Genomic DNA, 16,892 nt, shown 5'->3' with positions numbered 1-16,892 from the left:
ATTTTGGGAACGATTGACGCTGCTGTCAATCACCACGCGCAAAATCGATCATCCGGTATCCTGACGCCTGCAGTCATTCACCTCGCACGCCAGCACGGCGGGCACAACCTTCATGGAGAACATCATGCGTAGCGGCAACCCTGCCCTTCGGGAATCCACGTTCCTCGACCTCGGCTCCGGCTCGGTGGTCACCCGCGACGGTCAGGCAATGACCCTCAACGGCACCGTCAACAAGACCGGCCTGTTGTTGCTGATGGCGGTAGTGACGGCCGCGTTTGCGTGGTCGCAGTCGGTGGGCGCCGACGGCATGCCGCTGCCGGCCGCCAAGCTGTACATGATCGCCGGCGCCATCGGCGGACTGGTGTTCGCACTGGCGACCTCGTTCAAGCCGACCTGGGCACCGGTCACCGCGCCGCTGTATGCGCTGGTGGAAGGCTTCTTCCTCGGTTCGATTTCCGCCGTGTACGAGGCACGCTTCAACGGCATCGTGTTCCAGGCGGTGCTGCTGACCTTCGGCACACTGTTCGCGCTGCTGTTCGCGTACCGCAGCGGGATGATCAAGGCCACCGAGAACTTCAAGCTGGGCGTGGTCGCGGCGACCGGCGGTATCGCGCTGGTGTACCTGGCGACGATCGTGCTGGGCCTGTTCGGCGTGCGTATCCCTTTCATCCACGACTCGGGCCTGATCGGCATCGGCTTCAGCCTGTTCGTGGTGGTGGTGGCGGCACTGAACTTGGTGCTGGACTTCGACTTCATCGAAAGCGGCGTGGAGCACGGTGCGCCCAAGCACATGGAGTGGTACGGCGCGTTCGGCCTGATGGTGACGCTGGTGTGGCTGTACATCGAGTTCCTGCGCCTGCTGTCGAAGCTGCAGTCGCGCAACTGAGGCGGTAATCGGGAATCGGGATTGGGGAATCGCAACCGCGATCCCTTGGCCTGATGACTTGACACTGGCTTCAAGCAAACCGCTCGCAACAAAAAGAAAGGGCGCCGTCGGCGCCCTTTCTTTTTGTGCGATCTACCCGCGCACTCAGAGGCGGCTGGCGATGGCCTTGGCAAAGCCCATGGTGTTGCCGGTGCCGCCCAGGTCGGGGGTCAGCGAGTCCTTGGCTTCCAGCGTGGCGACGATCGCTTCGCGCAGGCGCTCGGCGTTCTGCGGCTGACCGATGTGGTCCAGCATCTGCGCCGCGCCCAGCAGCAGCGCACACGGGTTGGCCTTGCCCTGCCCTGCGATATCCGGCGCCGAGCCGTGCACGGCCTCGAAGATCGCCGCGTCCACACCGATGTTGGCGCCCGGGGCCAGGCCCAGGCCGCCGACCAGACCGGCACACAGGTCGGAGATGATGTCGCCGAACAGGTTGGTGGTCACGATGATGTCGAACTGCTCCGGACGCATCACCAGCTGCATGCAGGTGTTGTCGACGATCATTTCCTGGAATTCGATTTCCGGGTACTGCGTGGCGACATCGCGGGCGACTTTCAGGAACAGGCCCGAGGTCGACTTGATGATGTTGGCCTTGTGCACCGCGGTGACCTTCTTGCGGCCGGTGGCGCGCGCCAGGTCGAAGGCGTAGCGCACGATGCGCTCGGAGCCCTTGCGGGTGACGCGGGCGCCGGAAACGGCCACTTCGCCGTCGGCCGAGACTTCCTGGCCTTCGCTCAGGTAGGCGCCTTCGGTGTTCTCACGCACCGTGATCAGGTCCACGCCATCGGCGAAACGCGACTTGGTATTGGGGAATGACTTGGCCGGACGCACGTTGGCGTACAGGTCGAACTTGCGACGCATGGCGACGTTGATCGAGCTGAAACCCTCACCGACCGGCGTGGTCAGCGGGCTCTTCAGCGCCACCTTGTTCTTGGTGATCGAGGCCAGGGTGGACTCAGGCAGCAGATCGCCGTGCTTTTCCAGCGCGACCAGGCCGGCATCGGCGTACTCGTAGGTCAGGCCAGCCTGCAGCGCGTCGAGCACGAACAGCGTGGCATCCATGATCTCCGGGCCAATACCGTCGCCGCGGATGACCGTGATTGTCTGCGTCATAACGTTGGGTTTCCGAACTTGAAGGGGGGAGCGCCAGCCGGAAGCCCGGCTCACCGGCGCAAGGAGGTTTCACAGGCAATTATGCCCGATGCCGGTGAAGGCGCCCAAACCGACCTTGGTCTAAGAGCCGGGTGTGGCGTGGGGCTGTCGCGCAGGAGCGCGGCTGCACAGCGAAAGCGGCCCGGCGACGCGGCAGGCCTCCCACGATCTTGGCACGCGCCCCAAAAACGCAACACGCCGCCTCACAGGACGGCGCGTTGGGCGTGCGGGGCGACGCTGATCAGCCGTGGCTGTGTTCGGCCGGCGCGGGCGCACCGCCTTCCAGCTGGTCGAGGAAGTCCACTGCGCGGCGCAGGTGCGGGATGACGATCGAACCGCCCACCACCAGCCCCACCGAGAAGGTTTCGAAGAACTCTTCGCGGGTGACACCGGCCTCCTTGCACTGCGCGACGTGGTAACTGATGCAGTCGTCGCAGCGCAGCACCATGGAGGCGACCAGGCCCAGCAACTCCTTGGTCTTCACGTCCAGCGCGCCGGCCTGGTAGGTCTGGGTATCCAGCGCAAAGAAGCGCCGCACCACCTGATTGGGCTCGGCCAGGATGCGCTGGTTCATGCGCTGGCGGAAGTCGGTGAACTCGCGCAGGCGATCGGCGCTGCCGTCGTCGGAACCACTCATGCCTGGCCGCCTGCGGCGGCGAACAGTGGTTCGAGCTTGCCGGCGCGGTGCATGGCCATCATGTCGTCGTAGCCGCCCACATGGATGTCGCCAACGAAGATCTGCGGCACGCTGGTGCGCTTGGCCAGGGCGACCATCTTGTCGCGCTCGGCCGGGTCCAGGTCGATGCGCACCTCGGTCCAGGTCTGGCCTTTGCTCTTGAGGAAGTTCTTGGCCGCCACGCAGTACGGGCAAATTGCGGTGGAATACAAGGTGATCTGCGGACCGGTGGCCGCCTGCTGCCCGGTGTGGTCTTGGCTCACGGGAAACTCCGTGGTTGGGTCTGTGGTCTGACATATGGTAACGGGCGACTGGAATTTCGAGGTCGTCACCGCAACACTGTGGATTAACTGCCGATTCACGCCAACGCGCCGCGCTGCCCGCATGCTCCGCGCACCACCTGGGAGTTCCTCTTGCGCCTGCTACTGCTTGCCACCGCCCTCACGCTGGCCGTCGCCATGGGCGTGGCGCCCGCGCAGGAGAATCGCCTGCCCGACATCGGCTCGTCGGCCGGCGAGCTGCTGACCCCGGCACGGCAGGCCGAGTACGGCAAGATGATGCTGGCCGAGCTGCGCAACTACGACTACGTACTGGACGACCCGCTGGTCACCGACTGGCTGCAGACCATGGGCACGCGGCTGGGCGCCAACAGCGACCAGCCGCAGCAGCCGTTTACGTTTTTCATGCTGCGCGACCGCCAGATCAACGCCTTCGCCACGCTGGGCGGCTATATCGCCGTCAATGCCGGCCTGGTGCTGACGGCCGAGCGCGAGGACGAAGTGGCGGCGGTGCTGTCGCATGAAATCGCCCACGTCACCCAGCAGCACGTGCTGCGCGGGGTGGAACGCGCCCAGCGCGACCAGATCCCGATCCTGCTTGGCATGCTGGCCGCCGTGGTGGCTGCGCAACAGGCCGGTGGAAATTCCAGCGGCGACGCCACCATGGCTACGATCACCAGTGCCATGGGGCTGATGCAGCAGCGCCAGATCGACTACACCCGCTCCAACGAGTCCGAGGCCGACCGGCTGGGCATCCGCACGCTGGTGCGCAGCGGCTACGACGTGGACGCGATGGCCGGCTTTTTCGAGCGCATGTCGGTGGCGATGCGCGCCAACGAGGGCGGCTACAGCGCGCCGGACTTCCTGCAGACCCACCCTGTGACCACCACCCGCATCAGCGAGGCGAAGGCGCGCGCGGAGCAGATGAAGAAGAACACCGTGGTGCTGACCACCTCGGTGCCGGGCGGCACGCGCCAGGAGCGCGTGGACCCGTCCGACCCATCGCTGTCCGAGCCGCTGAGCCGCAACGGCAACGCGTTGCTGCCGTATGCGCTGCGCCTGCCGGTGGATGCGCTGAGCCGCAGCAGCGATCAGCAGGGCTTCGACTGGGCCAAGGAGCGCCTGCGCGTGCTCAGCGCCAGCACGCCCGATAGCGCCATTCGCGAATACGAGAACCTGCGCCGCAGCGCCAAGCAGGGGCTCACCGATGCGCAGCGCTACGGGCTGGCGCTGGCGCGGCTGCGCAACAGTGGCAGCCGCCCGGCCGAGCCGGTGGCCGAACTGACCAGCTTGCTTGAGGCGCATCCGGACAACCTGTGGCTGGCGCTGGGCCTGAGCGAGGCACAGGCACGCGTGGGCCCGCGCGAACAGGCCAACGCGCGCTTCGATGCGCTGCTGAAGCGGCTGCCCAACAACCGCGCAGTGGCGCTGACCTACGCCGGCGCGCTCAACGAGCAGGCCAGCAAGGAGGCCGGCCAGCGCGCGCGTCAGGTGCTGGAGCCGCTGCTGTACCGCAGTGGCGAGGATCCGCTGCTGCAGCAGACCTATGCGCGCGCCTGCGAGCTGTCCGGCGACCATGTGCGCGCCAGCGAGGCGTATGCGGAGTCGGCCTACCTCAATGGGCGCGCGGAACAGGCGCTGATCCAGCTGGAAGCGCTGAAAAAGAAGGATCTCGATTATGTGACACGAGCCCGCGTGGATGCGCGCATTGCCGCGATCACGCCCACCGTGCTGGAGCTGCGCCGGCAAGGAATTCGCGACCCCGACCTGTCACAGCGCTAGGGGTGTCACATGAGAGTCACAAAACCGTAGTCTACTGGCGACCATCCGAAGCCAGACGGTAAGCCCCGCGTGCAGAAACGCATCCTGATCGTCGATGACGAACCCGCAATCCGCGACATGGTCGCGTTCGCACTGCGCAAAGGCGAGTTCGAGCCCATCCACGCCGGTGACGCCCGCGAGGCGCAGACCGCCATCGCCGACCGCGTTCCCGATCTCATCCTGCTCGACTGGATGCTGCCCGGCACCAGCGGCCTGGACCTGGCGAGGCGCTGGCGCAAGGAATCGCTGACCCGCGAGATCCCGATCATCATGCTGACCGCGCGCGGCGAAGAGAACGATCGCGTCGGCGGCCTGGAGGCCGGCGTCGACGATTACGTGGTCAAGCCGTTCTCGGCCCGCGAATTGCTGGCACGCATCCGTGCGGTCATGCGGCGCACCCGTGAGGACGATGAAGACGGCAGCGTGGCCGTGGGCCGCCTGCGCATCGACGGTGCCGCGCACCGCGTGTTCGCCGGCGATGCACCGGTGCCGATCGGCCCCACCGAATACCGGCTGCTGCACTTCTTCATGACCCATCCTGAGCGCGTCTACACCCGCACCCAGCTGCTGGACCATGTGTGGGGCGGCAGTGTGTATGTGGAAGAGCGCACGATCGATGTGCATATCCGCCGCCTGCGCAAGACGCTGGAACCGTTCGGCCTGGAAAACATGGTGCAGACCGTGCGTGGATCGGGCTACCGTTTCTCCTCGGCCACCTGATGCCGGCCGCGCAGGCCGGCCCGGTCGCATGCCTACCTGACGCTCCGTGGTAACGCCTTCCATGCCCCAACATATCCGTTCTGCCTGGCTGAAGACGCTCGGCACCCTTGCGCTGTTGTTGGGCGCTGCCGTGCTGGCCGGCGTGCTGATCGGGCATGTCTGGATGGCGCTGACGCTTACCGCGCTAAGCGTGCTGGCCTGGCATTACTGGCGGTTGCGCCAGGTGCTGCGCCGCCTGACTGCGCGCCAGCGTGCCGAACCGGCCGCCGGTGTGGGCGCCTGGAACGAACTCGACCGGCTGCTGTATCGCAGCCAGGCCGAAATGCGCGCACGCAAGCGCCGTCTGATCGACATGTTGCGCACCTACCGCGCCGCCGCGCAGGCACTGCCCGATGCGGTGGTGGTGGTGGACCGCAACAGCCAGCGGGTGCAGTGGTTCAACAAGGCCGCCGCCGGCCTGCTCGGCCTGCATCATCCCGGCGATATGGGCGTGTCGGTGGTGGAGCGCCTGCAGCCGTTGCCATTGGCCCACTGGCTGGCAGCCGGACGCAATGCCGAGCCGATGCTTGATGCCGCCTCGCCGGTGGACCCGGATCTGCGCCTCAACTTGCGGCTGATCCCGTATTCGGACGACTACTGGCTGCTGGTGGCGCGCGACGTCAGCAAGCTGCTGCGGCTGGAACAGGTGCGCCGCGACTTCGTGGCCAACGTCTCGCATGAACTGCGTACCCCGCTCACCGTGGTGCACGGCTATCTGGACATGCTCGACCCGGAAGACTTTCCGGATTCGGGCCCGATGCTGGCGGAGATGCGCAAGCAATCGCAGCGCATGGCGCAGCTGGTGGAAGACCTGCTGACGCTCTCGCGCCTGGAATCGCAGGAAGAACTCGGCGAGGAACACGTGGCGATGGCTCCGATGCTGTCCACGCTGCGCCGCGAAGCCGAAGCGCACAGCCAGGGCCGCCACACCGTGGAAGTGCTCGACGAAGCCGGCGTGGATCTGCTCGGTTCCAATAAAGAACTGCATAGCGCGTTTTCCAATCTGGTGACCAACGCGGTGCGCTACACGCCCGGCGGTGGCATGGTGACGATTCGCTTCGTGCGCGAGGGCGATGGCGCGGCACTGGCAGTGCGCGACACCGGCTACGGCATTCCCGCCTCGCACCTGCCGCGCATCACCGAACGTTTCTATCGTGTGTCCAGCAGCCGCTCGCGCGAGAGCGGCGGCACCGGGCTGGGTCTGTCGATCGTCAAACACATTCTGGGCCTGCACCAGGCGCGCCTGGATATCGAAAGCGAAGTGGGACGCGGCAGCGAATTCTCGTGCCATTTCGGTGCGGCACGTGTTGTGCAACGCGAACAGTCCCTGCCCTTGTCACGCTCGGCGTGATATGAAGGATGCGCGCGCCACGCCGCTGCGCACTGCACCAACGCAGCGCTGTGTGTGGCGCATGTTGCGCATGGCGCGCACCGCATCGCCGCCGCCTGCCTTACCTTGATGACCGCCTCGAAGACCGACTCCATGGGCCACGCCAAGCACTCCAAAGACCCCGCACCTTCCGAGGACATCGGCAGCGATCCGCTGCGTGACCCGGCGCTGTATCTCAACCGGGAACTGTCGCAGCTGGATTTCAATTTCCGCGTGCTGGCGCAGGCGCTGGACGAACAGGTTCCGCTGTTGGAGCGGCTGCGCTTTTTGTGCATCTCCTGCACCAACCTGGACGAGTTCTTCGAGATCCGCGCGGCCACCGTGCGGCATGCGCAGGAGTTCGGCCTGCCGCCCGCACCCGATGGCATGAGCCCCACCGCCATCCTCAACGCGGTGCACGACCGCGCCGCCAAGCTGGTGGATCAGCAGTACCACGTGTGGAACGACGTGCTGCGCCCGGCGATGGAACAGGCCGGGGTTGCGGTGCTGAGCCGCACCACCTGGAATGCGCGCCAGAAACGCTGGCTGCGCGCCTACTTCCGCAACGAGATCATGCCGGTGCTGTCGCCGCTGGGCCTGGACCCGGCGCATCCGTTCCCGAAGATCCTCAACAAGACCTTGAACATCGTGGTGGTGCTCGAAGGCCAGGACGCGTTCGGGCGCGCCGGCCATCTGGCGATCGTGCGCGCGCCGCGCTCGCTGCCGCGCATCATCCAGCTGCCGGCCAGCCTGTCGCCGGACGGCGAGCAGAGCTTCGTATTCCTGTCCTCGGTGCTTTCGGAATTCGTGGATGAACTGTTCCCCGGCATGCAGGTCAAGGGCTCCTATCAGTTCCGCGTCACCCGCAATTCCGAGCTGGTGGTGGACGAAGAAGAAGTGGAAAACCTGGCGCTGGCGTTGCGCGACGAACTGGTCACGCGCGGCTACCGGCCGGCGGTGCGGCTGGAGATTGCGCACGATTGCCCGCCGGCGATCATGCGCACCCTGCTGCAGAATTTCGGCCTCAACGAAAACGCGGTGTACCGCATTGCAGGTCCAGTGAACCTGAGCCGCGTGACCCAGGTCTACGACCTGGTGCAACGGCCCGAGCTCAAGTACCCGGCGTTCAATCCGCGCACCCTGCGCGACAACGTGGGCATCTTCGAGATCGTCAACAAGGGCGATGTGCTGCTGCACCACCCCTTCGATGCGTTCACCGCAGTGCTGGACGTGATCCGCCAGGCGGCGGTCGACCCGAACGTGCTGGCGATCAAGCAGACGCTGTACCGCACCGGCAAGGATTCGCTGATTGTCGATGCGTTGATCCTGGCCGCGCGCAACGGCAAGGACGTCACCGTCGTGGTAGAGCTGCGCGCGCGCTTCGATGAAGAAGCCAACCTGGGCCTGGCGGACAAGTTGCAAGAAGCCGGCGTGCAAGTGGTCTACGGCGTGGTCGGTTACAAGACCCACGCCAAGATGTTGCTGATCGTGCGCCGCGAAGGACGCAAGCTCAAACGCTACGTGCACCTGGGCACCGGCAACTACCACAGCGGCACCGCGCGCCTGTACACCGACCTGAGCCTGATCACCGCCGATGTAGAGATCGGCAACGATGTGCACATGCTGTTCCAGCAGCTCTCCGGCCTGGCGCCGCGCATGAAGCTGGAACAACTGCTGCAGTCGCCCTTCACCCTGCATACCGGCGTGCTGCAGCGGATCGAACGCGAGACGCGGCTGGCGCGCAACGGCCGGCCCGGGCGCATCATCGCCAAGATGAACGCACTCAACGAACCGCAGGTGGTGCGCGCGTTGTATACCGCCTCGCAGGCGGGCGTGCAGATTGACTTAATCGTGCGTGGCGCCTGCACCTTGCGCCCGGGCGTGCCGGGCGTGTCGGACAACATCCGCGTGCGCTCGATCGTGGGGCGTTTTCTGGAACATAGCCGCGTGTACTGGTTCGGCAACGACGGCGCGGCGGAGTTGTATTGCGCCAGCGCCGACTGGCTGGAGCGCAATCTGCTGCGCCGGGTGGAGACCTGCTTCCCGATCCTGGATCCGGACCTGGCCAAGCGCGTCTACCGCGAAGTGCTGCAGAACTACCTGGACGACAACGTCAACGCGTGGGAGCTGGATGCCGAAGGCATCTATCACAAGCGCACGCCCGGGCCTGGCGAGCCGGCGCATTCGGCCCAGATGACCTTGCTCGATCGGGTCTGAGGCCAGACGGGCCGCCGCCTCTCACGGGGCTGGCGGCCCATCGGCTACCATGCGGCCATGCCAATGCCCTCCCCCACGATCCCGCCCCTGCGCGATGGCGATTTTCTTGCCGCCATCGACTTAGGATCCAACAGTTTCCACATGGTCATTGCGCGCTACCTGATGGGTCAGTTGCGCGTTGTCGACCGCCTGCGCGAAACCGTGCGCATGGCCGACGGCCTGGATGGCAAGGGCGGCATTTCCAACGAGGCGCGCCAGCGCGCGCTCGAGTGCCTGGCACGCTTCGGCCAACGCATCCGCGAAGTGCCATCGCTGCGCGTGCGCGCGCTGGCCACCAACACCGTGCGCCAGCTGCGCTCGCCGCAGGCGTTCCTGATGCCGGCCGAAACTGCGCTGGGCCATGCCATCGAAGTGGTCAGCGGGCGGGAGGAAGCGCGCCTGATCTATCTGGGCGTGGCGCATGCGCAACCACCCAAGCCCGATCAACGCCGGCTGGTGATCGACATCGGCGGTGGCTCAACGGAGTTCATCATCGGCCGCGGCTTCCAGACGCTGGAACGCGAAAGCCTGCAGGCCGGCTGTATTGCCAGTACGCGGCGGTTCTTTCCCGGCGGCAAGCTCTCCAAGAAAAAGTGGAAAGATGCGCTGACCGAGATCGGTGCCGAGTTCCAGCAGTTCGCCGGCCAATACAAGGCGCTGGGCTGGCATGAAGCGATTGGCTCGTCCGGCACGCACAAGGCCATCGGCGAGATGTGCGCGGCGATGAAGCTCACCAAGGGCGCGATCACCGCCGAGGCGCTGCCAGCGCTGCGCGATGAGCTGCTCAAGGCCAAGCGCATCGAAGACATCCAACTGCCCGGCCTGGCGGCCGAGCGGCGGCCGATCATCGCCGGCGGCATTCTGGTGCTCGAAGCGGCCTTCCAGGCGCTGGGCTTGGAGAAGCTGATGGTCAGCAAGGCGGCGATGCGCGAAGGCATCCTGTACGACATGCTCGGCCGCGGCGGCGAGAACGACCCGCGCGACAGTTCGGTGGCGTCGTTGGTGCAGCGCTACGGCATCGACGAGGCGCAGGCACAGCGCGTGGAAGCCACCGCGTGCCGCCTGTTCGACCAGGTCTGCGAATCCTGGCAGCTCGATGGCGACGACGCGCAGGTGCTGCGCCGCGCCGCACGCCTGCACGAACTGGGCCTGATGATCGCGCACAGCCAGTACCACGTGCACGGCAGCTACATCCTGGAACACTCGGATATCGCCGGGTTCTCGCGGCAGGAACAGCAGGTACTGGCCGCGCTGGTGCGCACGCATCGCCGCAATGTGCCCAAGACCGCCTTCGACGCGTTGCCCGACCGCCTGCTGCTGCCAACCCGGCGCAAGGCCGCGCTGCTGCGGTTGGCCGTGCTGCTGCACCGCGCCCATGAAACCGATCCGATCCCGACCCTGGAACTCACCGCCGACGACAACCGGCTGTCGCTGATCCTGTCGCAGGCCTGGATCGACTCGCGCCCGTTGCTGCGCGCCGACCTGATTGGCGAAGTGGAAGGGATGGCGGGTTTGGGCATCATGTTCCGGCCGTTTGTGACGTAGGCCAGCGGCCGTTGGCCTCTGGCGGGAATGGGGAATGGGGAATCGGGAATTGTCGGCTGCGGGGCGCCGGGCGTTCCCATCGCAGTTGCGTTAAGCGCCACAGCACCACGCTTTTTACGATTCCCGATTCCCCACTCCCGATTCCCACCCGCTGTCACCCCCGCGACTTCTTCGCGCAATACCGCTGCCATCGCGTTCCCGGAAGCTAGATCAAACGGGAGAACGACCATGCGCTACGCGATCGTTACCGAAACCTATCCACCCGAAGTCAACGGCGTTGCGCTCACCGTGCATGGCCTGGAAACCGGTCTGCGTGCGCGCGGCCACCAGGTCGATGTGGTGCGCCCGCGGCAAGCGGCCGACAGCACGCCGGCCGACACCGTGCTGGTGCGTGGCGCGTCGCTGCCACGCTACCCCGGGCTGAAGTTCGGGCTGCCGGCCACCCGGCGGCTCACCCGACATTGGGCAACCACGCAACCGGATGCGATCTACGTGGCCACGGAAGGCCCGTTGGGATGGTCGGCCATGCGCGCGGCGCGGCGGCTTGGCATTCCGGTCGCCACCGGCTTCCACACCCGCTTCGACGAATACCTGCCCGATTACGGCGCCGCCTGGCTGCAAGGCACCGCGCTGCGCTGGATGCGGCGCTTCCACAACCAGGCCGAAGCCACGCTGGTTCCCACCCGCGAACTGCAGCAGTTCCTGCGCGGCAGCGGTTTCGAGCGGGTGCAGTTGCTGGCGCGTGCGGTGGACAGCCTGCAGTTCGATCCGTCCCGCCGCGACCCCGCATTGCGCGCCGAATGGGGCATCGAAGGCGAAGGCTTTGCGGCGATCTACGTCGGCCGGATTGCCAACGAGAAAAACCTGCCACTGGCGATCCGCGCGTTTCGCAAGCTGCAGCAGCTCCGCCCCAAGGCGCGCTTTGTGTGGGTGGGCGATGGGCCGGCGCGCGAGAAGATCGCTCACGAGAATCCGGACTTCATTTTTTGCGGCATCCAGCGCGGCGACGCGCTGGCGCGGCACTTCGCCAGCGGCGATCTGTTCCTGTTTCCCAGCCGTAGCGAGACCTTCGGTAACGTCACCCTGGAAGCGATGGCCAGCGGCGTGGCGACGGTGGCCTTCGATTACGGTGCGGCGCGCGAATACCTGCGCAATGGCCAGACCGGCGCCGCGGTGGAGGACGACGCTGCATTCGTGCAGGCCGCATTGACCCTGACCGAAAACGACGACGTACGCCAACGCATGGGCCATGCCGCCGCGCAAGCGATGAAGAAACTGCACCCGGACAACGTAGTGTCCGATTTCGAAGCACTGCTGCTGGGGATCACGGCGGCACGGGGGCGGTATGTCGTCGACGCGGCTTGAACTCCTGCACGGTCACGAAGCGCGCTGGTGCCGGCGGGCCAACCACTGGTGCCGCCGGCACCCGGTGCGGCGCAGCTTCGCGGCGATCAGCCGGCTGGGCGACGGGGTGTTCTGGTACAGCCTGATGGGCCTGCTGGTGCTGCTGGACGGAATGGACGGCGTGCGCGCCTCTGCGCACATGGCCGCCACCGGCGTGCTGGCGCTGACCCTCTACAAGACCCTCAAACGCTGGACGCGCCGGCCGCGTCCGTATGCGGCGGATGTGCGCATCCGCGCCTGGGTGGCGCCTCTGGATGAATTCAGCTTTCCCTCCGGGCACACCCTGCACGCGGTGTCCTTCAGCATCGTCGCGCTGGCCTATTACCCCTGGCTGGCCCCGCTACTGGTGCCGTTTTCTGCGGGCGTGGCGCTCTCGCGTGTGGTGCTGGGGCTGCACTATCCCAGCGACGTACTCGCCGCCACCGCAATCGGCATTGCGCTGGCCAGTCTCTCGTTGTGGTGGTTGCCGGTTCCTGCCTTGTTCGTCTGATGCGTGCCTTCCCGATCAGGGAGCACCACACCGCATGCAAGCATCGTCAGACCCGCAGCCAGCGATGTGTGAGGCGCTGATGCATTCGGGACGCTCCCGTACAATGGCGCGATGACGACCCTGTTCATTTCCGACCTGCATCTGGACCCGGCCCGGCCGGCGATCACCGAGCTGTTCCTCGATTTCCTGCGCACGCAGGTACCCGGTAGCGACGCGCTCTACATCCTTGGCGATCTGTTCGAAGCGTGGATCGGCGACGACACCCCGTCGACGGCCGCGGATGCGGTGGCCGAGGCCTTGCACGCGGTGGCCGCCACCGGTGTGCCGGTGTTCTTCATGCCCGGCAATCGCGACTTCCTGGTCGGTGCCGCCTACGCCCAGCGCGCCGGCTTCCGCATCCTGCCCGACCCCACCGTCATCGATCTGTACGGGCAGCCGACGCTGCTGATGCACGGCGACCTGCTGTGCACCGACGACACCGCTTACCAGGCCTTCCGCGCGCAGACGCGCGACCCGGCTTTCCAGGCACAGTTCCTGTCGCAGCCGCTGGCCGCACGCGTGGCGTTCGCACAGCAGGCACGCGCCGCCAGCCAGGCGCGCCAGTCAGAGCTCAAGCAAGGCGACCAGGCACAGTTCGAAACCGTCACCGACGTGGCGCCGGCCGAGGTGGACGCCACCTTCGTGCGCTACGGCCTGGACCGCATCATCCACGGCCACACCCACCGCCCGGCCATCCACACCGTGCAGGCCGGCGGCCGCACCTGCACACGCGTGGTGCTGGGCGATTGGTACGAACAAGGCTCGGTATTGCGCGTGGACGCCGACGGCTTGGTGCTGGAACAGCTGGCGCTGTGATCTAGCGCGTCCCGTGCGACGGCGCAGGCATGGCGCGGTGGCGCGGTGCCTGCACGCTGCGCAGTGCGCTTCAATACGTCTGCGCTGCTGATCGGCGCTGCATCACTGCCTGCTGCGCTGATGCTCGGCGTAGTCGACAAAATCCCCGTTGACCACGTCGTACCAGAGCAGGCGGCCATCGGCCTGCACGCGGAAGCGGTCGCGCACCGGACTGGTCTGCGGATCGCCCGGGCAGCCATCGCCGTGGCGTTCGCGCACGGCGAATTCAAAGGCATCCGATACAGGCGCGTCTTCTTCCTGCTCGGTCATGATGCTGATGCAGTCATCCGGATAAAAACGGTCGCGCTGCAGTTGTGTCTGCAGGCGTTGCAGCGCGCGTTCTTCCGCTGCGTTGCCCGCGCTGGCCGCAGCTGCGGGGGTGGTGACTGCAGGTTTGGCCGGGGATGCGGCAGGCTCGGCCGGTTGCTGACGACAGCCGGCAACCGCCAGCACGGCCAGGCACAACACGCTGCAGGTCAGGGACTTGGACATGATCGCTCCGCTGGACATCACATGGCCGGCAACCACCGGCGGTGTGCCTAGTCTGCGCGATCAGCGTGCGCGGATATAGCGGCACTGCCCGGCACGCGTGGTGCCGGGCAGGCTGGGCAGTGATCAGCGGAACGCGGCGATGTTGGCCTTGGTGTTGACCAACACGCGTTGGTTGTCCGCAGTGCTGGCGTTGCCCATGGGCACGCCGTTGTAGCTGATGTTGGGATTGGACCAGTAGTTCAGGCGCGGGCAGCCGCTGGGGCAGGCGTAGGCCATGATGGTGCGCCAGCTGTTGCCGTAGCGGTAGCCGTGGCCGTACGCAAACGGCGAGGTGCTCGGGTCGGTGGCCGCATCGTGACGTGCACTCTGCAGGTGGCCGATCTCATGCGCAAAACTGTAGTAGCCGGTGGCGCAGTCCCAGTACACCGATGCAAACGCCGTGGCCGCCGTGGAGCCGATACCCGACGCCAGGCCGCAGTAGCTGCTGTTGTTCAACACGATCACGCCCACATCGGCGGTATAGGTGTTGCGGCTGGTGTGGATGCTGTCCATGTAACCATCGTTGGTGACGCGGAAGCGCTGCAGATCGGTGGTGAAGTTACCGGTTTCCGCATAGCTGGTGGTTTCATAGCGCGCCAGCTGCAAGGTGATGCCCACATTGCTGTTGACGTAGCCCTGGTTGGCCTCGGCCACCGCCAGTTGCACCAGCGACTGCATGTTGCCGCCGTACGCAGTCACCGCCTGGTTGGTGGCCACCACCAGCACGCGGATGGTGGCCGGGCTGCCGGACGAAGCCTGTGCAGCGGTCACGCGGCCGTCGCTGGGCATGTCGAACTTGGGCAGCAGGCTGTACTCGGCCGGATGCTCCTGCGGCATGCGCTGCTCGTCCACCTGCACCAGCACATGGCGGCCATCGGCAAGCGGCCGCAGACGATAGAGCTTGCCGGCGTAGCGGATGGTGCCGGTGACGGTGTCGCCGCTCCGCACCAGGATCGCCGAGTTGAGCGGGTCCACGCCGGACAAGGTGCGTGCACGGGTGCCGGCACGCGGGCCGAGATTGCCGTACCAGATGCTGTCGCCGCCTTCCAACGCATCGACCTTTGCCTGGGTGGCGGTGATGGTCTGGCCATCCAGCTGCAGCTCGAGCAGTTTTTCCGCCGGCGCCACCGCGCCCGCATCGATCTGCACCACCTGTGCGTTTGCGGTGGATGGCGAGCTCAGTACGCGCTGTAACGAGGGTTCTGCCGTTGCGGTGGCTGCAGCGCTGCGGCTCAATGCCGGGCCGGTCTGGTACAGCGGCTTGCCTGCTGCTGCAGCCGAGCCAGCCAGACACATGGCGATCAGACCGACCGTGGTGCACATCGACTTCGACTTCATCGTCTCTCTCTCCTAGACATGGAAGCAACGGGATGTGAAACACCGGGCCCCTGTCCCCGGGACGCCATTAGGGCGCGCCGATCAGGATGGAATGCAAGTTGTTACAACAGAAAATTACCGTTCTGTGATGTTTGACGTCGACTGGATGCGATTCCAGCACCGGTGTGGCGCGACGGAGTGCACATTCCGGTGTAGGCGATGTCTTCCATTGGGTCTCGACCCGGTGCTGCGAGAGTGGCGGATGACTGCGCTTGGGCCTGATGAGACCTCGCTTTCGGTTGGGAGTGCTCACGCACGCGGACGTCCAAGCAATGTTGCGTTACGCGTGAAGGAAGGTAGTGACCGGCACTACCCTCGCGCTGCACCGAATGCAGATTGTTGGAATCCAAGAGCACGCTGGCCTACAGAGCCCGCTCTCCGTCGGATGGTGTTGCTTGGGCGCACACACGCTGGCCGACCGATAAAGCGCTCATCGAAGCACCCTAATCAGACAGCATGCTTCGCTACGTTGTGCGCACGGCATGCAGCGTCGGCAACGCGCTCCTTGTCGGCCTGCGCGGAGGGATGCAAACCGATAGTTCTCCGCGCTAACCAGCGCGCGCGCCTCAGCCAGCCTGCTCCACCAGGCTCGCCAATTCGTCTTCATCGAAGCCTGCCAGCAGACGCGCTTCGATATTGAACGGGCCGTGCAGGTAGCCGCCGGCGTAGTCGCGCAACAGCTCCTTGAAACGTGCGCGCGGCTCGATGCCGGCCTGCTCGCAATACCAGCGATACCAACGCGAACCCGCGGCGACGTGCGCCACTTCTTCGCGCAGGATGATCTCCAGCACCTGCGCAGTGGCGGCATCGCCCAGCGAGCGCAGTTTGTGGATCATGGCCGGCGTGACATCCAGCCCGCGTGCTTCCAGCACCCGCGGCACCAGCGCCATGCGTGCCAGGCCGTCGTGCGCGGTTTTCTCGCACATCTCCCATAGCCCGTTGTGCGCGGCAAAATCGCCGTAGTCGTGGCCGTGCGCGTGCAACCGTTCGCGCAGCAACATGAAGTGACGCGACTCGTCATCGGCCACCGCCACCCAGTCGGCATAGAACCCGTCCGGCACGCCACGGAACCGGTACACCGCATCCCAGGCCAGATCGATGGCGTTGAGCTCGATGTGGGCGATGGCATGGATAAAGGCTGCACGCCCCTCCGGCGTGCCCAGGCCGCGCCGCGGCAACTCGCGCGGATGGACCAGCAACGGGCGCGGCGGGCGGCCCGGCATACGAATGGGTTCAGGCACGGCGGCCTGGGCCGGCAGCGGCAAGCTGCCCGCGCGAAACGCTGCGGCGTACTGCTGGGTCAGCGCGACTTTTTCGACCGGGTCACACGCCTGCAGGCAGACGTGCGCGGCTTGCAACAGATCCATCGTCACTCCCTGCGGCGCGCAACCTTGCACTGGCTGCGACGCGCGCAC

General features: G+C 66.2%; 15 protein-coding genes. 9 read left to right on the top strand and 6 right to left on the bottom strand.

Annotation, left to right across the window (positions count from 1 at the left end):
• Nucleotides 1–124 precede the first annotated feature (124 nt).
• Nucleotides 125–886, top strand: coding sequence for a Bax inhibitor-1/YccA family protein (locus ACCQ01_RS05490; RefSeq protein WP_115005529.1), 762 nt, complete (start codon nt 125–127; stop codon nt 884–886).
• 144 nt (nt 887–1,030) lie between these two features.
• On the opposite strand, the gene ACCQ01_RS05485 is transcribed toward ACCQ01_RS05490, so the two are convergent.
• From ACCQ01_RS05485 to grxC, 3 genes are all read right to left on the bottom strand, one after another.
• Nucleotides 1,031–2,038, bottom strand: coding sequence for an isocitrate dehydrogenase (locus tag ACCQ01_RS05485; protein ID WP_011036181.1), 1,008 nt, complete (start codon nt 2,036–2,038; stop codon nt 1,031–1,033).
• 280 nt (nt 2,039–2,318) lie between these two features.
• Entirely contained in the window at nt 2,319–2,714 is a 396-nt protein-coding gene (locus ACCQ01_RS05480; RefSeq protein ID WP_011036180.1) for a carboxymuconolactone decarboxylase family protein, read from the bottom strand.
• Entirely contained in the window at nt 2,711–3,016 is a 306-nt protein-coding gene (gene grxC / locus ACCQ01_RS05475) for a glutaredoxin 3 (RefSeq protein WP_014506861.1), read from the bottom strand. The genes ACCQ01_RS05480 and grxC overlap by 4 nt, the downstream gene beginning before the upstream one ends.
• Before the next feature lie 150 nt (nt 3,017–3,166).
• Between grxC and ACCQ01_RS05470 the strand changes: the two genes are divergently transcribed.
• The 8 genes from ACCQ01_RS05470 (at nt 3,167) to lpxH (ending at nt 13,530) form a co-directional block, all read left to right on the top strand.
• Nucleotides 3,167–4,813 carry a M48 family metalloprotease gene (locus tag ACCQ01_RS05470; RefSeq protein ID WP_115529945.1) on the top strand — a complete coding sequence of 549 codons (1,647 nt, stop codon included), beginning with the start codon at nt 3,167–3,169 and terminating at the stop codon, nt 4,811–4,813.
• 69 nt (nt 4,814–4,882) lie between these two features.
• Nucleotides 4,883–5,572 (top strand): phosphate regulon transcriptional regulator PhoB, encoded by a 690-nt coding sequence (gene phoB / locus ACCQ01_RS05465; protein WP_011036177.1) that lies wholly within the window; start codon nt 4,883–4,885, stop codon nt 5,570–5,572.
• Nucleotides 5,573–5,633: 61 nt separating this feature from the next.
• A complete protein-coding gene (gene phoR, locus ACCQ01_RS05460) occupies nt 5,634–6,962 on the top strand; it encodes a phosphate regulon sensor histidine kinase PhoR (protein WP_228433757.1) in 1,329 nt (442 codons plus the stop codon).
• Between the two features lie 132 nt (nt 6,963–7,094).
• Nucleotides 7,095–9,197, top strand: a complete 2,103-nt coding sequence (ppk1, locus tag ACCQ01_RS05455) for a polyphosphate kinase 1 (RefSeq protein WP_228433808.1) — start codon at nt 7,095–7,097, stop codon at nt 9,195–9,197.
• A gap of 63 nt (nt 9,198–9,260) precedes the next feature.
• Nucleotides 9,261–10,781: an exopolyphosphatase gene (gene ppx, locus ACCQ01_RS05450; protein WP_016944807.1), complete on the top strand. Its 1,521-nt coding sequence runs from the start codon at nt 9,261–9,263 to the stop codon at nt 10,779–10,781.
• Nucleotides 10,782–11,009: 228 nt separating this feature from the next.
• Nucleotides 11,010–12,146 carry a glycosyltransferase family 4 protein gene (locus ACCQ01_RS05445; RefSeq protein ID WP_075286094.1) on the top strand — a complete coding sequence of 379 codons (1,137 nt, stop codon included), beginning with the start codon at nt 11,010–11,012 and terminating at the stop codon, nt 12,144–12,146.
• Nucleotides 12,127–12,675: a phosphatase PAP2 family protein gene (locus tag ACCQ01_RS05440; RefSeq protein WP_011036172.1), complete on the top strand. Its 549-nt coding sequence runs from the start codon at nt 12,127–12,129 to the stop codon at nt 12,673–12,675. The genes ACCQ01_RS05445 and ACCQ01_RS05440 overlap by 20 nt, the downstream gene beginning before the upstream one ends.
• Before the next feature lie 111 nt (nt 12,676–12,786).
• Nucleotides 12,787–13,530, top strand: coding sequence for a UDP-2,3-diacylglucosamine diphosphatase (gene lpxH, locus ACCQ01_RS05435; RefSeq protein WP_115572593.1), 744 nt, complete (start codon nt 12,787–12,789; stop codon nt 13,528–13,530).
• A 102-nt stretch (nt 13,531–13,632) separates the two neighbouring features.
• On the opposite strand, the gene ACCQ01_RS05430 is transcribed toward lpxH, so the two are convergent.
• The 3 genes from ACCQ01_RS05430 to ACCQ01_RS05420 all read right to left on the bottom strand — a co-directional run bounded on the left by ACCQ01_RS05430 (nt 13,633) and on the right by ACCQ01_RS05420 (nt 16,844).
• Entirely contained in the window at nt 13,633–14,061 is a 429-nt protein-coding gene (locus ACCQ01_RS05430) for a hypothetical protein (RefSeq protein ID WP_228433755.1), read from the bottom strand.
• Between the two features lie 123 nt (nt 14,062–14,184).
• Complete coding sequence (locus ACCQ01_RS05425; protein ID WP_076056339.1) at nt 14,185–15,438, bottom strand: zinc-dependent metalloprotease; 1,254 nt, start codon at nt 15,436–15,438, stop codon at nt 14,185–14,187.
• 605 nt (nt 15,439–16,043) lie between these two features.
• The gene (locus ACCQ01_RS05420; RefSeq protein WP_228433753.1) at nt 16,044–16,844 is read right to left on the bottom strand and encodes a ferritin-like domain-containing protein; all 801 of its coding nucleotides are present in this window, start codon (nt 16,842–16,844) and stop codon (nt 16,044–16,046) included.
• Nucleotides 16,845–16,892: the final 48 nt, after the last annotated feature.

Source organism: Xanthomonas sp. NCPPB 4037 (genome assembly GCF_041475695.2).
GTDB classification, from domain to species: domain Bacteria; phylum Pseudomonadota; class Gammaproteobacteria; order Xanthomonadales; family Xanthomonadaceae; genus Xanthomonas; species Xanthomonas campestris.
This window is presented reverse-complemented; position numbering and strand designations above follow the sequence as displayed.

Bases quoted from the DNA above. Each gene is read 5' to 3' on its own strand.
- ACCQ01_RS05490 (WP_115005529.1), top strand. From the start codon at position 125: ATGCGTAGCGGCAACCCTGCCCTTCGGGAATCCACGTTCCTCGACCTC.
- ACCQ01_RS05480 (WP_011036180.1), bottom strand. From the start codon at position 2,714: ATGAGTGGTTCCGACGACGGCAGCGCCGATCGCCTGCGCGAGTTCACC.
- ACCQ01_RS05425 (WP_076056339.1), bottom strand. From the start codon at position 15,438: ATGAAGTCGAAGTCGATGTGCACCACGGTCGGTCTGATCGCCATGTGT.
- ACCQ01_RS05430 (WP_228433755.1), bottom strand. From the start codon at position 14,061: ATGTCCAAGTCCCTGACCTGCAGCGTGTTGTGCCTGGCCGTGCTGGCG.
- lpxH (WP_115572593.1), top strand. From the start codon at position 12,787: ATGACGACCCTGTTCATTTCCGACCTGCATCTGGACCCGGCCCGGCCG.
- ACCQ01_RS05420 (WP_228433753.1), bottom strand. From the start codon at position 16,844: ATGGATCTGTTGCAAGCCGCGCACGTCTGCCTGCAGGCGTGTGACCCG.
- ACCQ01_RS05440 (WP_011036172.1), top strand. From the start codon at position 12,127: ATGTCGTCGACGCGGCTTGAACTCCTGCACGGTCACGAAGCGCGCTGG.
- ppx (WP_016944807.1), top strand. From the start codon at position 9,261: ATGCCCTCCCCCACGATCCCGCCCCTGCGCGATGGCGATTTTCTTGCC.
- phoR (WP_228433757.1), top strand. From the start codon at position 5,634: ATGCCCCAACATATCCGTTCTGCCTGGCTGAAGACGCTCGGCACCCTT.
- ACCQ01_RS05485 (WP_011036181.1), bottom strand. From the start codon at position 2,038: ATGACGCAGACAATCACGGTCATCCGCGGCGACGGTATTGGCCCGGAG.
- ppk1 (WP_228433808.1), top strand. From the start codon at position 7,095: ATGGGCCACGCCAAGCACTCCAAAGACCCCGCACCTTCCGAGGACATC.
- ACCQ01_RS05445 (WP_075286094.1), top strand. From the start codon at position 11,010: ATGCGCTACGCGATCGTTACCGAAACCTATCCACCCGAAGTCAACGGC.